Below are 15,355 nucleotides of genomic sequence, written 5' to 3' on the forward strand. Positions count from 1 at the left end.
GGGCAATCTTTTGCAAAAAGACGTGTCGAGGGGCTATCATACATGTGAGGAAACCAATCCCATGAAGAGTGAACGTAGTCACAGGGAACCGGCCCGCTATAGGGCGACGTATGATAGATGTGTAAGGTAGAGAAAGCAACGCTATGTCAGGACGCGAGCAATCGACTCACTCACACTTTGTAGCTTTAAGAAAATACCAGGAGCCGTCATGAATACGGAACAGAAAAAACAACCAGGGGTAAAAAACAATACTACCGCCAGCAGCAAGCAGGGGACAGTAACATTACCAGGTAATGAGGATAAAGAGACCCTGCTGAACTACTACTATCAGATGGTGCATATCCGCCTGTTCGAGGAGAAGTCGAGCGAGATGTACACCAAAGCGCGTATTGGCGGATACTGCCATCTGAATCTCGGCGAAGAGGCCACCGTTGTCGGCTTTTGCACAGGTCTCGGCCCCGACGATTATGTGTATACCAACTATCGCGAACATGGGTATGCACTTGGTCGCGGCATCACCTCAAACGCTGTGATGGCTGAACTGTTCGGCAAAGTCACCGGTTGCTCGAAGGGGCGAGGTGGTTCGATGCATATGTTTGACAGCGAGCGCCGCTTTCTCGGTGGCTATGGCATCGTTGGTGGACAGGTGCCACTGGCGGTCGGCGCTGCATTTGCCGTTGCCTATCGCCAAGGAAAAGAGGTCGTAGCCTGCCAGATGGGCGATGGCGCGACCAATGGCGGACCATTCTACGAATCACTCAATCTTGCCAAGATCTATCATCTGCCAGTGGTGTTCTTCGTTGTGAACAACCAGTACGGCATGGGCCTGCGCGTTGACGAAGGCTCCGCCGTTGGCGAACTTTATCGCAAGGGCTGCATGGCCGATGTGCGCAGCGCCCGCGTGGATGGAACCGATATACTGGCCGTGCGCGATGCCATGCGTACCGCCGTTGAGTTTGCTCGCAAAGAACAGGAACCTTATCTCCTCGAAGCTGTCAGCTTCCGCTTCCGAGGCCACTCTGTCATTGACCCGGACCGCTATCGCGACAAAGAGGAGGTCCAGCGTGGACGCTCCCGCGATCCCATCACCCTCTTTGGAGAGCGTCTGAAAGCAGCTGGCCTGGCTACCGATGCTCAATTACAGGAATTAGAAACACAGGCCCAACAGGATGTTGACGCGTCGGTTCGCTTCGCCGAAGAAAGTGCCTTCCCACCAGTGGAAAGCCTCTTCGACTATATCTATGCCGACGAGCAGACCACGAGCAATGCTCAATAAGAGAGGGAAAAGTAGCTTTTATGGCTGAAATTACTATTCGACAGGCAATCCACGATACGCTCCGCAGCGAGATGCTACGCGATGAGAATGTCTTCCTGATGGGTGAAGAGATTGGCGTATTTGAAGGATCATATAAAATCACAGCGGGACTGCTCAAAGAATTTGGCCCCAAGCGCGTTGTTGATACTCCTATCAGCGAAAATGGGTTTGTCGGCCTTGCAACGGGTGCCGCGATGCTGGGCTTGCGTCCCGTCGTCGAGATCATGACGATTAACTTCATCATCCTGGCGATGGACGAGATCATCAATCACGCAGCGAAAATCTTCTACATGTTTGGTGGGCAAACGCCCGTTCCACTGGTCATTCGTACTCCAACAGGACCGGGCCAGCAGCTTTCAGCCACGCACTCACAAAGCCTGGAAGTCTGGTTCGCCCATGTGCCGGGCCTGAAAGTCGTTGCCCCCTCGACTCCTGCTGATGCGGTCGGTCTGTTGCGCACGTCTATTCGCGACAACAATCCGGTCATCTTCCTGGAAAACGTCAACCTCTATAACGTCAAGGGCGAGGTGCCTGAAGGCGATTATACGATTCCCTTCGGCAAAGCCAGAATCTTGAAAGAAGGAACCGATCTGACCGTCGTGAGCTACCTGCGCATGGCACAGGCCGCCTACGATCTTGCACTGCGACTTGAGCGCGAGAATCAGATCAGCGTTGAGGTCGTGGATATTCGCTCGTTGCGCCCCCTGGATACTGAGACCATCGTCAATTCCGTGAAGAAGACCAATCGGGCCATCATCTTTGAGGAAGATTGGCGCTCGTATGGGGTGGGCGCAGAGATCGCCGCCACCATTCAGGAAGAGGCGTTCGATTACTTGGATGCACCGATCAAGCGTGTTGCCAGCCCCGAAGTTCCTTTACCCTATGCAAAACCATTGGAGCAAGCCGCATTAACCGGTGCCAAACAGCTCCTCGAAGCCATTAACGAGCTTGCCCCTCGCCGAAGGAGATATAGTCATGCCTGAAATCAGCATGCCCAGACTGAGCGATACCATGCAGGAAGGCACGATCACGCACTGGCTGAAAAAAGCGGGCGATGAGGTCAAAAAGGGAGAGATCCTGGCCGAAGTCGAGACCGATAAAGCCAACATGGAGATCGAGTCGTTTGAGTCTGGCATCCTTGAACAGATTCTCGTACAGGAAGGCGAAACTGCCCCCATCGGGCAGGCTATCGCCATCGTTGGAGACGGTGCTGGAACCAAACAGGCCGCTCCCGCCAAAACAGAAGCAAAGTCGGAAGCAAAGGTTGCACAAAGCGCGCCCGCAGCCCCTGTTGAAGTTGCCGCGCCTCAAAGCAACACTAGCACGAGAGAAGCATCAACAACCAGCAAAGATGGTGGCCGAATCAAAGTATCGCCGCTGGCTCGCCGCATCGCAGAAGAACACAGTATCGATCTGCAACAGATTCAAGGCACCGGCCCCGGTGGACGCATCGTGCGCGACGATCTGCAAGATTATCTTGAGAAGCAACGCACCGCCGCACCTGCTGCACAGCCTGTTGCCGAGCCTCAGCCAACGACACCAGCAGCGCAACCCGCTCCAACAGCAGTCGCAGCCGAGGATGTGGAGATCATTCCGCTCACCAACATGCAGAAAACGATTGTGCGCCGCCTGACCGAAGCCAAGCAGACGGTCCCACATATCTACATCAGCAATGAGATCGACATGACCGATGCTCTGGCCCTGCGCCAGCAATTCAATGCGTCGGCAGGTGAGGGCGGCGTGAAGGTCAGCGTCAACGACCTGATTATCAAGGCGTGCGCGCTAGCTCTGGAGAAGTTCCCGGAAGTGAATAGCTCCTACAAGGACAATCAGTTCCTGCGCCATAAACACATCAATATTGGCATGGCAGTTGATGTGCCGAATGGTCTGGTAGTCCCGGTCATCCGCGATGCTAACATCAAGGGCGTCCGCAGCATTGCCCGCGAGACAAAAGCGCTGGCCGAAAAAGCTCGCAACAACAAGCTGACCGTGAACGACATGAGCGGTGGCACGTTCTCAATCTCCAATCTGGGCATGATGGATGTCACAGAGTTCAAGGCGATCATCAATCCGCCTGAAGCGGGGATTCTGGCGATTGGAGCAACCCGCAAGGTCTTCGTTCCCGTCGATGGTCAGCCCGTCGTGCGCGATATGATGAACACCACCATCTCCGCCGACCATCGCGTGCTGGGTGGGGCCGCCTGCGCTCGCTTCCTGCAAGAGGTCAAGCGCCTGCTGCAAAACCCCTACTCGCTCCTGGGCTAGCGGGTATACTTTCCGCAAACAAAAGCCCCTCCTGAAGATCTTCAGGAGGGGCCGTTTATTTTTATGTGCTAGTGACCAGTCGAGATCCAGCCGCCAGTATAGTCTACATAAGCTTCAGCAGCTTTTTCGTCCATAACTTCACGATGGCGCGACAACAAATCGAGTAATCCTAACGCCTCTTCCGCGCTCAGGCTGCAACTGACACCACCAGAAACTCCCACCTGATGGCTATACAGTTTGAGGCTGCCATTCTCGTCCATCCAGGACTGGATACGACCCACTTTTATACGATCCTGCGACATCATCGTGTCTCTCCTTTGCCCGCTTCTTCTTTGAAAGAGCGTCCATATGCTTGCATTCACTGGCAGATAGAACAACAACTCAGTTTTTCTTCTGACACATCAGTATGTACCTATAATACGGTATAGGAGGCCGCTTTGTCTACAAAATACTTGTCATATTTATACAGTTTTTTTGACCATCATTTAGTTACTCTGCACAATGGCCTGGAGGAAGATAGAGAAGTTCGCTTTTTGGTTAAGGATGAGCACAGGGATAGAAAAATGGGGGAATAACAGAGTAAAAGGGAGTGCAGAGTCCATTCCGCCGAAATAAGCAACCTTGCTCTTTTATAGGGAACTTTTACTCCGTTATACAAGAAAGAATAACAAATGCAGGAGAGAAAGTCCATACATAAATTTATATAAGCGTATGACACCGCATAGATAAAATATATATATCTTCTCATCTCATCAGTTCGTTTTTATGGTCATATCATACCATGTTCTCTTCCGTTTCTTTGCCAGGCAACGACATGGGCAGACTATACAATAGCCCTCAATGAACACTCAAATTTTCTTCATCTTCGCTCAAAATTTCCTCTGGGAGTATCCTCATTGCGATAGTTTCTCTATTTGTTCTTGTGCAGAATGTACAAAATATAACACTACTTTTTTTGATGGATTATCCCTATGATTAGCAACCACTGGCTCCGTATACTTAAAGAGTGAAGGGAGAACATCTCTCCTCCCTCATCGGGAAGCTTCTTCTCAGCGATGATAGCTGCATGAGTGGTAATGATGCCATACGGTCATGTGGATTTATTTCTCACTACTTTCAGAAAGGGACGATGACATGGCAGCGCAATCATCAGGCGACAGCGGCGGTATGAAGCCCACACTAGGTCTTACTGGAGTGACGATTAACGCAATGGCGTTGATCGCCCCCGGCGCGTTTCTCTGGACCACATACCAGATCCAGGCAGTGCCAGGATCAGCGCCTAACATGTGGTTCTCGGTTTTCTTAGCAACGGCGATAGCTATGCTCACTGCTATTGCCTATGCATCCCTCGCCAAACGCTATCCCGAAGCGGGAGCTGGCAGCTCGTACTTTTTTGCTGAAGCGGCTGTTCTGCACAAAGAAGAACACAAGCATTTTAAGTACGCGCGGCTGAGCAAGTTCCTCGTCGGTTGGGCCTCTCATCTCTACTATTGGATCTATCCAGGGGTGATGGTTGCCTTTATGGGCCTGGTTATCACCTACATTATTCAGACGTTTGCCCCCAGCTTTGGCGCGCCCTGGCAAGAGGTGCTGGTCTGTATCGTTTTCGCCTGCATCGTCGGCGTGATTGCGTATATTGGTGTGACGGGCGCAACCGTTGCCAACATCATTATCAACGTTATTCAGATCCTCGCGCTCGTTAGCTTTTCGATCCTGGCAATCGTCTATCGCGCTACCCATCCTGGCGTTCATTACCTGCATCCCAGCGCCCTGAGCGTCATCATGCCTCACGATCTCGGCGGTCTCATCTTCCAGTCAACCATCGCGATCCTGCTGGTGGTCGGCTTTGAGTCGGCAACAGCGCTCGCGGCGGAGGCCAAGAATCCTGGTCGCGATATCCCGCGTGGCGTACTGCTCTCGCTGGTTATTCAGGCCGTCATCTTCTACTTTCTCGAATACTTCGCAGCTAACTTTGTCATCAACGACTCCTATAAAAGCGCGGCGGGTACGGGTTTCGCAGCTGCCAACGCCTCAGCAGCGCCTATTGGTGATATGGCACAAATTCTGGGCAATGCTCTGCTGGGCGGCAACGGCCTGGCCTATGCCATGATCCTGGCGGCAAGCGTAGTGATCGCGTTGGTTGGTACCTCGCTTTCCTGCCTGAATACAGGTGTGCGTGTGACCTACGCGATGGGCAAAGATACTGAACTGCCGATCATCTTCGGGTTCCTGCATGGTCGCTTTCGCACTCCCCACGTTGGCGTTATCGTCCTGACAGTCATTTCTGCTATCGTCGGCTCATACGGTGTGCTGGATGTCAATAAGCTGACACAGGTCACATTGATCTCGAACATCGGCACATTTCTACTTTACGGGATGACCTGCATCATCTGCGTTGTCGCCTTCGTAGGTATCGCAGGTCGCAGCATCTTCAATACCGTTATCGCCCCCGTACTGGGAGCGGCGCTCAATATTCTTATGCTCGTTGGCGTCCTGTATTATGCCATCACATCAGGAGGTGCATCGCAAACAAACACCGTCATTGCGGGGGTTTTCTCGCTAGCGTGGTTAGTGATCGGCTTCGGCTATCTCTACATCCGCAAGCTCATCACAGGGCTTCCAATCCTGTATAGCCCGGAACATAAAGATGAGAAGCTGAAGAGTGCAGAAGATGGAGGAGCGATCAGTGCAGTTGGCGGCAATTAATCCCGCTCATCTGGCCTCGCCCAAAGGCAGTTCCCCGGCGAAAACACGCTGGGGAACTGCCGCTGCCACTCGATCACACACGCTAACTCAATGAATGTCGATTTCGTCTCTGGTGACACCACCTCTCGTATGCTATACTAGAGGCACGAGACCCTGTTGTCTAACTATCTGAAAGGCCCACAGAGTCTATGACTGCAACATATGCACCAGGTGCGCAGGTCGACCATTATGAGATCATCCGCATGCTTGGGCATGGTGGCATGAACCGTGTCTACCTTGCCCGCGATATGTTGAACCAGCAAGAAGTGGTCTTGAAATTTCCCAACGACGATTTGATCGGTGATGTGGCCGTCTTTGAACGTTATAGACGTGAGGCCGAGATCGGTACGCGCGTCAAGCATCCACATGTGCAACACCTGCTCAATATGGATGAGAAACGTTCGCAGGAATATCTGGTCATGGAGTATATCAAGGGTCGCACACTACGAGCGATCATTGAGGACCATGCCCCTGATCCGCTACCGGTTGCCGAGGCCATCCGCATCACAATCCAGCTTGCCGATACATTGAAGTATTGCCATGAACATGGTGTTTTCCATCGGGACATCAAACCGGAGAACATCATGCTGCAAGAGGATGACTCGATCAAAATCATCGATTTCGGGATCGCTCTGCTGGAAGGCGCACGGCGCGTTACCTGGCGCGGTCTTTCAAGTACCGTTGGCACACCGGACTATATGTCCCCCGAACAACTAAAAGGCGAACGGGGAGCAGCAAGTTCCGACATCTATGCAGTTGGCATCATACTGTACGAGATGCTGTGTGGCAAAACGCCCTTCGATGGGGAGAATATTTTTGCGGTCATGAATCAACACGTCTCGCAAGATCCACCTTCCATCCTCGACTTCAACCCGCGCCTCTCACCAGCGCTGGCAACTGTGGTGATGAAGGCCATCCGCCGTGACCCGCATAAGCGCTACCAGAGCATGAACGATCTATTGCACGATCTCTGCAATCTGGAGAAGGTCGAGCCTGTTCCGTATACACCAGAAACCCCGGCGATGAATCGCTCCGGTCGCATGGTGATTACGGCCACGCTGATCATCATTGCCATCTGTCTGGCAATCATCGCCTTTGGCTTCCTTGTACAATTTCTCCATAACGCGGCCCATTAATAGGTCGAGGCATACAAGGGAAAATCAGGCGCTCATCTCTCCACGTTAGCAGCAGACGCATCAACACTTTCTGCATGTTGTGCTTTTTATATCTGTTCAGATGGAAGGTGGGAGCATGTCAACAACTCAACGCGTCTATGTTATAGGTGATATTCATGGTCAGCTACAGAAGCTTTTAAAACTGCTGTTGGACGCTCACCTGATCGATGCATCTCACGCCTGGAGCGGAGGACAAACGACGCTCTGGTTTATGGGCGATTTTGTTGATCGCGGGCCAGATGGTATTGCCGTAATGAATCTGGTGATGCGCTTGCAACAGGAGGCGGCACAAGTGGGCGGCAATGTCTCTTCACTCCTGGGCAATCATGAGATGTTGCTCCTGGCAGCTTACCGCTTCGGCAGGCGCTCGACCGGACTTGGCAGCAATTTTATTACTCGCTGGAAGCAAAACGGCGGCAATCGCAAGGATATCGCCAGCCTCACGCCCCGTCATCTCGAATGGATGGCTCAGTTGCCTGCAATGGCGCTGGTTGAGGACGCGCTGCTCCTGCACGCCGACGCTCCCCTATACTTGAAATATGGCGGTACGATCGAAGAAGTCAACGCCAATGTACGCGATCTGCTGCGACACAGCGACGCCCTGGCCTGGGAAGAGTTGCTCGAAGACTTCGCCCGGCGCGGCGTTTTCCTGAGCGGCATTTACGGATTGGAGTTCGCCGAACGTTACCTGAAACAATTTGGCGGAAAACGGCTGGTACACGGGCATACGCCGATCAATACCATGCAAAACTGCTCGCCCAACAAGGTCCATGCTCCCTGGATCTACGCCGATGATCTCTGCGTCAACGTCGATGGTGGCTTATTCCTGGGTGGCTCGGGTTTCGTCTATCAGCTTCCAACAACAAACGACGCTCTCAATACTATTCAAACGATGAGCTTGTAATAATGTTATTCTATTTTTCCCGTAAAGGAGCAACCAAAATCCATGCCAAATTTAACGCTAACTCTCCTACCTCAGTTGTATGCGGTCTGTAAGCTGCATCCTGATAAATACATTCCAAGTTGGGCGCTGGTGGGAGATTTCGTCTCGTTGACGCACACTGACGAGGAATTGTCCGTTGTCTGTCCCCAGGAAAATGTGCCTCTAGAGGCGAAGGCGGAGCGTGGATGGCATTGCTTAAAAGTGATTGGCGAGTTTGATTTTTCCCTGGCAGGCATTCATGCCTCGCTCGCCGTTCCGCTGGCCGAAGCCAATATCAGCATTCTAGGCATAGCCACCTATAGCACCGACTATATTCTGATTAAAGAGGCATATCTGCAAGATGCCCTCAATGTGCTGTTACAGGCTGGCCATACTATTCAACGATAACAAAATTATTGCTTGCGCACGCTCTTGCCCATGTCTATGAGGTACAATATAAATAGACCCTGATGCTTATCCTCTATTTATAGTACCTGAGCTTCTTTTATTGGAGAAGCAAATGGAGAAGATTTAGCATGCAATTACAAAATCTTACGCCAGATCAACTACTGACGACGACACGTTCAGTGCGCAAGCGGCTCGACTTCTCGCGCCCGGTGGAGATGGACGTTATCCGTGAATGTCTGGAAATCGCGCTCCAAGCACCAAGCGGCAGCAATGCGCAACAGTGGCATTTCATCGTCCTGACCGACGCGGAAAAACGCAAAGCGCTGGGAGCTATTTATAAACGAGCATTCACAATCTATCGCAAAGACGCAGATGCGGCCAACGCTAAAAGATATGGCAACAACCCTCAACGCATGGAGATTCAAAAGCGGATCGTCGATTCATCAACGTATCTGGCCGATCATATGCACGAGGCACCGATCCATTTGATCCCATGTATGAGGGGTCGCTATGAAAACGCAAAGACCGTTGGACAGGCTGGTGCCTGGGGATCAATCTTGCCAGCAACCTGGAGCTTTATGCTGGCGGCACGCGCTCGTGGCCTGGGAGGAGCCTGGACCACCTTACACCTCATGTTTGAGCAGGAAGCGGCGGAAGTCCTGGGCATCCCGTTTGACAAAATCACCCAAGCCGCGCTGATTCCCGTCGCCTACACCCAGGGCACCGATTTCAAACCGGCATCTCGTGAACCGCTAGATTCAGTCCTGCACATCAACGGCTGGTAATCCCGAGAATCGTCGCAACAAATTGTTAAGCTCTATGATTGATGTACCCGGCAAGCATCACCCGAATATGGCAGGGGCGATGGCTTGTCCTCGCCCGCCTCCCCATGCAGGGTCCAGGGCGAGGACAAGCCATCGCCCCTGCCATATTCGCTCTTCGCTCCAACGTTCATGCGACTTCTTCCCGTGCTTGACATATCAAACATACGTTCTATATAATAGAGGTATGCAGACCTTTATCAAGCCAGATACCATCACCAGGCTTGCCCAGATGGGCGAAGCAACGCAATATGAACCGGCAGGCGATCAACCGCTCAGCGAGCGGAGACGCGCCCCATATCAATCGCAAAGCCTGGGGGAGTGTATTACCAACGTCGCAACCCCGACAGGTCGGCGACCTATTCTGAAAACACTTTTAACGACTGCTTGTGAACGTAATTGCTTCTATTGCCCATTTCGAGCGGGACGCAGCAAGACGAAGCGCATCACATTTAGCCCTGATGAACTGGCAGGTGGCTTCGATACGTTGCAGAGAGCGGGGCAGGTGGATGGCTTATTTCTCTCGTCTGGCATCATCAAGGGCAGCGTAACCACTCAGGATAAGATTATCGATGCCGTCGAACTGGTGCGCCATCGCTACCATTACAAAGGTTATGTGCATCTCAAAGTGTTGCCCGGCATCGAGTACGATCAACTCTATCGTGCAATGCAACTGGCTGATAGGGTCTCCGTCAACCTGGAGGCACCCACGCAGGAACGCCTGAACGAGCTGGCACCTAAGAAAGAGTTTACCCGCGAACTGCTCACCATGCTGCAATGGGCAGTGGATATTCGCAAGCAACATCCAGAGCAACAGCTTGCCCACACCGTCACGCAATTTGTTGTCGGCGCGGTTGGCGATACCGACCTGGAACTACTTTCGCTCAGTCAGCGCCTGTATCGTGAGATGGGACTGCGTCGCGCCTATTATTCGGGCTTCTCTCCAATTGTGCAGACGCCATTTGAGAATCTTACCGCTACTGATCCTCTACGTGAGCATCGCCTCTATCAGGCCAGTTTCCTCCTGCGCGATTATGGCTGGAACGTCAAGGATCTCGCCTTTTTAGCTAGCGGCAACCTGCCAACCCGGATTGATCCCAAACAGGCATGGGCCGATCAACATTTACTCCACACCCCGATAGAAATCATGACTGCCACACGTACCCAGTTACTACGCATTCCAGGCATCGGGGCCAGCGCTGCCGACGCCATTTTGCAAGCACGGCGACGAGGAAAGATTACCGAATTATCTCACCTGCGCCGCCTGAATATCCATACCCCTGAAAAAGCCGCGCCCTACATCTTGCTTAACGGCCATCGTCCTCTCCAACAACAAAGCCTGTTCTAACTTCTGCTCTCGCCGCATATGAAATGTAGGAATTCCCTTTCGTCGTGGAGCGATAATGTGCATTATCGCATTGGCACGGCATAACAGGGTATTCGAGCCAACGCGATAAATCGCTCCACGACGAAATTTGTGCCGATGTGTTCGTTGTGAGTGGCTCGTTAGAGGGCGGTATATAATACAATAGAAGAGATAGTACCGTGTAACTATTGAGAGAATGAGAGGAAATCGTCGTGTCTGATACGATTGTTGTTTCGGCATTGAATGTTTATCCGATCAAATCGTGTGCGGGTATTGCGCTCGATGTGGCCCAGCTTGGTCCGCGTGGCATCGTGCATGATCGCTCTTTTATGCTGGTGGATCGTGAGGGCATGCTTATCACTCAGCGCGAAGAGCCACGTATGGCCCTGATCCGGCCCGCAATCAGCACTCATGGTGATTTGACTGTACAGGCAACAGGCATGCAGGCGTTGACGATTTCCAGCAACCAGCACGGGCCGCGCTATCCTGTTACTGTCTGGAAGTATACCGGCGATGGCATCGATCAAGGCGACGAGATTGCGGAGTGGTTTAGCCGCTTTCTGAGCATCAATTGCCGTCTGGTGCTCTTTCCTAACGATGGCGTCAGGAGGTCGAATCCAAAGTACGCCAGCCGCGAGCAGGATCAGGTTGCGTTTGCCGACGGCTATCCCTGCCTTTTAATCAGCGAGGCCTCGCTCATCGATCTCAATACGCGCCTGGAGCAGCCTCTCCCCATGAATCGTTTTCGCCCAAACATCGTCGTCAGCGGGACGGAGCCGTATGCCGAGGACACCTGGCGCATGATTCGCATTGGCGAGGTAACGTTTGATATCGTGAAGCCCTGTGATCGCTGCGTCGTTACCACCACCGATCAGATCACGACGCAACGGGGCAAGGAGCCGCTCAAAACGCTGGCAAAGTATCGTCAGGCAACGGATAATGGTGTCATGTTCGGGCAAAATCTGACCTATGCGCGGCCCGGCCCGATTCGGTTGGGAGATCGTGTTGAGATCATCACACAAGATGCCATGGCAAATTTCGCGCTAAAGGGTGCGCGTGTATAAATAGCTTAGGTTATAGTTTGCGCAACAGTGCTTCCTGTATAGCGTGGTCTCGCCCTTTGCGGAGTATGAGATGTGCCCGTTCGCGTGTTGGCTGGATATTTTCCCGCAAATTGATGCCGTTGATCCCGCTCCAGATGCGTCGGGCCGTCTCAACAGCTTCATCAATCGTCAGTTGTGCATAGCGATGGAAATAGGAGGCGCTATTGCGAAATGCCGTCTCGCGCAGGGTGAGGAAGCGTTCGATGTACCATTGTTCGATGTCTACCGCTTCGGCATCTACATAAATGGAGAAATCGAAAAAGTCGGAGACGAAGAGGCGCAGGGGCTTGCCCGGCTGTCCGCTTTTCGTTTGCAGGACGTTTAACCCTTCCACTATAAGGATATCTGGTTGTTTGACGATCTGCGTCGTATCGAGAATATCATAGGTGAGATGCGAATACATCGGGGCTGCGACCTCTGGGATGCCCGATTTCACATCATGGAGAAATTGGAGCAAACGGCGCTGGTCATAGCTTTCTGGAAAGCCCTTGCGCTGCATCAGTCCACGCTTCTGTAAGATGCGGTTGGGATAGAGGAAACCATCGGTTGTGACCAGATCGACATGGGGATGCGTCGGCCAGTCGGCAAGCAATGCCTGAAGGATACGCGCCGTCGTACTCTTGCCAACCGCCACGCTGCCCGCGATCCCGATAATATACGGGACGTGTGTTCGTGCGTTGTTCTCTAGCGAATTGGTATCTATAGGATGTAGAAACGTTGCGCTGGCTGCATGCAGATTTTGTGTAGCGCTCACATATAGATTGAGCAGACGCGAGAGTGGCAAATAGATTTGTTCCACCTCTCGCAGAGAGACACGTTCATTGAGGCCGCGCAGTCTAGCGAGGCGCTCCTCTGAAAGCGTCATCGGCGTAGATGCGCGTAATCTTCCCCAATCCTCTCCACTAAAGCTGATATAACGTGAAAACTGCTCGCTGTTAGCCGTTGTATGCTCCATTATTGCTTATTTCCCACATGCCCGCGAGGGCGACGGGCGCAATGAATTGCCGCCCCCACCCATCACGCAATGAATTGCGCTTTCATCCCTTTCTGACCATCATGGGAAACGAGGAACAGAGGCGATTGATCGCCCGATCTGGTAGAGACGGCAATTCATTGCGTCCGATCCCCTCTTTTCCTTCCCTTTTCTACAACGGCTTAATGGCCCATCGCTAACTTACTGCTCGCTTGTGACAACATCAACGCTATAGGGTAAAGGTGCGAGGGTGTAGTGGCGCTCCTCTGTACCTTGCACCGTCACCTGCACGGGAGCTGGAACTCCAGGACTTTTCACGTCGGGATACCAGAGGCGGCCACGCTGGACGACGATGAACAGCCCGTAGATGTCGCCCTGTGCTGTGAAGGTCTCGCTGCTCTCCCCTTTGTATGGCTCGATGCCCAGCAACTCCTGCAAATGCGAGACCTGAGCCAGCACATCATCCACCGGCAGCCCGATCTCGCTCACATGCAGCATATCGGTTGGTCTGAAGTCGCCGGTAGTCTCCCCGGGCAGATCGTAATGGGCGATAAATTCCAGAATATTGTCGGCTGGATCACGAAAGTAGATTGACCAGGAGTTCCACGAGCCGCCCGTAAACTCAGTATGCCCGGCGGGATCGGTGACGAGCGGGAAACGCGCCTCGGCCCATTGTTTCGCCTGCTTGACCTTGTTGCGGGGAACGGTAAAGGCCACATGATAGAGTGGCTCTCGCTGTTCCGTTACCTGGAATGTCAACCGCGTCGAACCGGCCTGCACCGTGAACGCCTGATCGCTTGCTGCGACGACTGGCAATTCCAGCGTGTGTTCATAAAAGTCTCGTTGGGCGGCGAGGACGTGTGTCTCTAAGACTAATTCTGTAATATGCATCGGTTTCGCCTTTCATTGGTGCTTTCTATCTTACATCACTTTCTCGTATAGCTTTTCGCTTCACTGAAGTATTGCTAGCATAGCAGAGAGGCGGCCTGGATGCACTGTCCAGAGGATATAGAGTATGCTGTACCAATGGTCAGATAAGGGATGTAAGCAAAAGCGCCCTACGACGAGACGCCTTTGCTTTGTAACATCTACTTGCTATCAGACCTTTGTGCTGGCGGCGAGAGGAGTCGTCACGACTGGCACGTCAGCGACATCAACCCAGCGGCGCTCTTGAGCTGATTGTATCACAGCATCGATGACTGCCTGAGTACGCATGCCATCGTAGAAGGTGGGGATATCGGTCTTGCCATGTAGGATATTCTGGATGAACGCGAAATCCTCATCGTAGCGGAAAACGGTGGTTGGTTCGCCAACTGAGGGATCACGTGGTGAGCCAGGATAGACCAGAAATTCAGTTGGCACCGGAACGCTCTCCAACTTACCGCCTGGCTTGCCGATCATGATCTCGTGGGGCAGATGCAGATGGTAGATCAGCGTCCCTTCGGTGCCGTAGACCTCGAATTCGTCGAGACTGCGACCGCCAGCTTCTCGCCCTTTAGCAACCTTGCTCAAATCAAAATTAGCCGCCGCACCCTGCTCAACGCCCACGCCTTCGGCAAATTCGGCAAGGAAGATGGCGAAATCCTCCACATCGGCGGGAATTGGCTTGCCATCGGGTCCAGCACGTTCGGGAATAAACGTACGTGTCAGGCTGACCACGCGTGCGATCGGGCCGATGAGATCCTGGCAAAAGTCGATGCGATGCGCGCCCATATCGCCAACCTCGCCGGTGCCAGCCAGCGCGCGATTTTGTCGCCAGCCCAGCGTCGTCTCGCGTACCTCTTGCAAGCGAGCAACCCGCAAATGGCGTGGCAGACCGATGGTGCCTTTTCCCAGTAAATATTTGAGGTAGCGCATCGCTGGCACAAAACGATAGGTGAAGGCCGTCATATGCACTACACCGGCCTGTTGAGCCGCTTCGTACATCTGGACCGCCTCAGCATAGTTCATTGCCAACTGCTTTTCGACCAGTACATGTTTGCCCGCTGCGATAGCTGCCAGCGCGATTGGGGCGTGCATGACCGTTGGTGTGGCGACGACGACCGCATCGACGGCTGGATCTTGCAGTAGATCGTGGTAGTCCGTAAAAATATGGTCAATATGATACTGTGCTGCCTTTTGTTTCAGCAGATCAGTATTGCTATCACAAAATGCGACAATTTCTGCATCTGGGCACAGTTGCAGCCCCGGCAGGTGAACGTAACTACTGATGCCGCCAACCCCGATAACTCCAACTCCCACTTTCGATTTTTGCATGATATG

General features: G+C 52.8%; 17 protein-coding genes. 12 read left to right on the forward strand and 5 right to left on the reverse strand.

Features of this window, described 5'->3' with window-relative positions; all coding sequences use genetic code 11:
* The first annotated feature begins 208 nt into the window (after window positions 1-208).
* The 3 genes from pdhA to K3T83_RS25915 are packed head-to-tail and all read left to right on the forward strand — an operon-like array spanning window position 209 to window position 3,580.
* Window positions 209-1,276, forward strand: a complete 1,068-nt coding sequence (gene pdhA / locus K3T83_RS25905) for a pyruvate dehydrogenase (acetyl-transferring) E1 component subunit alpha (RefSeq protein WP_220205820.1) — start codon at window positions 209-211, stop codon at window positions 1,274-1,276.
* Window positions 1,277-1,296: 20 nt separating this feature from the next.
* Window positions 1,297-2,298, forward strand: a complete 1,002-nt coding sequence (locus K3T83_RS25910) for an alpha-ketoacid dehydrogenase subunit beta (RefSeq protein WP_220205821.1) — start codon at window positions 1,297-1,299, stop codon at window positions 2,296-2,298.
* Window positions 2,291-3,580, forward strand: a complete 1,290-nt coding sequence (locus tag K3T83_RS25915; protein WP_220205822.1) for a dihydrolipoamide acetyltransferase family protein — start codon at window positions 2,291-2,293, stop codon at window positions 3,578-3,580. Before K3T83_RS25910 ends, K3T83_RS25915 begins: the two co-directional genes overlap by 8 nt.
* Before the next feature lie 68 nt (window positions 3,581-3,648).
* Here K3T83_RS25915 and K3T83_RS25920 read toward each other — a convergent pair whose 3' ends face one another.
* The gene (locus K3T83_RS25920) at window positions 3,649-3,885 is read right to left on the reverse strand and encodes a hypothetical protein (RefSeq protein WP_220205823.1); all 237 of its coding nucleotides are present in this window, start codon (window positions 3,883-3,885) and stop codon (window positions 3,649-3,651) included.
* 829 nt (window positions 3,886-4,714) lie between these two features.
* On the opposite strand from K3T83_RS25920, the gene K3T83_RS25925 reads away from it, so the two are divergent.
* The 6 genes from K3T83_RS25925 (at window position 4,715) to K3T83_RS25945 (ending at window position 9,615) form a co-directional block, all read left to right on the forward strand.
* Window positions 4,715-6,286 carry an APC family permease gene (locus tag K3T83_RS25925; RefSeq protein WP_220205824.1) on the forward strand — a complete coding sequence of 524 codons (1,572 nt, stop codon included), beginning with the start codon at window positions 4,715-4,717 and terminating at the stop codon, window positions 6,284-6,286.
* Complete coding sequence (locus K3T83_RS57300; protein ID WP_268963476.1) at window positions 6,252-6,380, forward strand: hypothetical protein; 129 nt, start codon at window positions 6,252-6,254, stop codon at window positions 6,378-6,380. The genes K3T83_RS25925 and K3T83_RS57300 overlap by 35 nt, the downstream gene beginning before the upstream one ends.
* A gap of 94 nt (window positions 6,381-6,474) precedes the next feature.
* Window positions 6,475-7,461, forward strand: a complete 987-nt coding sequence (locus tag K3T83_RS25930; RefSeq protein WP_220205825.1) for a serine/threonine protein kinase — start codon at window positions 6,475-6,477, stop codon at window positions 7,459-7,461.
* A gap of 115 nt (window positions 7,462-7,576) precedes the next feature.
* A complete protein-coding gene (locus tag K3T83_RS25935) occupies window positions 7,577-8,404 on the forward strand; it encodes a metallophosphoesterase family protein (protein WP_220205826.1) in 828 nt (275 codons plus the stop codon).
* 42 nt (window positions 8,405-8,446) lie between these two features.
* A complete protein-coding gene (locus K3T83_RS25940; protein ID WP_220205827.1) occupies window positions 8,447-8,830 on the forward strand; it encodes an ACT domain-containing protein in 384 nt (127 codons plus the stop codon).
* A gap of 128 nt (window positions 8,831-8,958) precedes the next feature.
* Window positions 8,959-9,615, forward strand: coding sequence for a nitroreductase family protein (locus K3T83_RS25945; RefSeq protein ID WP_220205828.1), 657 nt, complete (start codon window positions 8,959-8,961; stop codon window positions 9,613-9,615).
* Window positions 9,616-9,647: 32 nt separating this feature from the next.
* Here K3T83_RS25945 and K3T83_RS25950 read toward each other — a convergent pair whose 3' ends face one another.
* Window positions 9,648-9,785 carry a hypothetical protein gene (locus K3T83_RS25950; protein ID WP_220205829.1) on the reverse strand — a complete coding sequence of 46 codons (138 nt, stop codon included), beginning with the start codon at window positions 9,783-9,785 and terminating at the stop codon, window positions 9,648-9,650.
* A 53-nt stretch (window positions 9,786-9,838) separates the two neighbouring features.
* On the opposite strand from K3T83_RS25950, the gene K3T83_RS25955 reads away from it, so the two are divergent.
* On the forward strand, window positions 9,839-10,999 hold the full coding sequence (locus tag K3T83_RS25955) for a radical SAM protein (RefSeq protein WP_220205830.1): 1,161 nt from the start codon (window positions 9,839-9,841) through the stop codon (window positions 10,997-10,999).
* Window positions 11,000-11,229: 230 nt separating this feature from the next.
* Window positions 11,230-12,081, forward strand: coding sequence for an MOSC domain-containing protein (locus K3T83_RS25960; protein WP_220205831.1), 852 nt, complete (start codon window positions 11,230-11,232; stop codon window positions 12,079-12,081).
* A 10-nt stretch (window positions 12,082-12,091) separates the two neighbouring features.
* On the opposite strand, the gene coaA is transcribed toward K3T83_RS25960, so the two are convergent.
* Window positions 12,092-13,075 (reverse strand): type I pantothenate kinase, encoded by a 984-nt coding sequence (gene coaA / locus K3T83_RS25965; protein WP_220205832.1) that lies wholly within the window; start codon window positions 13,073-13,075, stop codon window positions 12,092-12,094.
* A gap of 41 nt (window positions 13,076-13,116) precedes the next feature.
* Here coaA and K3T83_RS25970 point away from each other — a divergent pair, with 41 nt between their 5' ends.
* Complete coding sequence (locus K3T83_RS25970) at window positions 13,117-13,293, forward strand: hypothetical protein (protein WP_220205833.1); 177 nt, start codon at window positions 13,117-13,119, stop codon at window positions 13,291-13,293.
* 1 nt (window position 13,294) lies between these two features.
* Here K3T83_RS25970 and K3T83_RS25975 read toward each other — a convergent pair whose 3' ends face one another.
* Window positions 13,295-13,984, reverse strand: a complete 690-nt coding sequence (locus tag K3T83_RS25975) for a VOC family protein (RefSeq protein ID WP_220205834.1) — start codon at window positions 13,982-13,984, stop codon at window positions 13,295-13,297.
* Window positions 13,985-14,191: 207 nt separating this feature from the next.
* Window positions 14,192-15,349, reverse strand: coding sequence for a Gfo/Idh/MocA family protein (locus tag K3T83_RS25980; protein WP_220205835.1), 1,158 nt, complete (start codon window positions 15,347-15,349; stop codon window positions 14,192-14,194).
* Window positions 15,350-15,355 lie beyond the last annotated feature (6 nt).

Source organism: Reticulibacter mediterranei, from assembly GCF_016587455.1.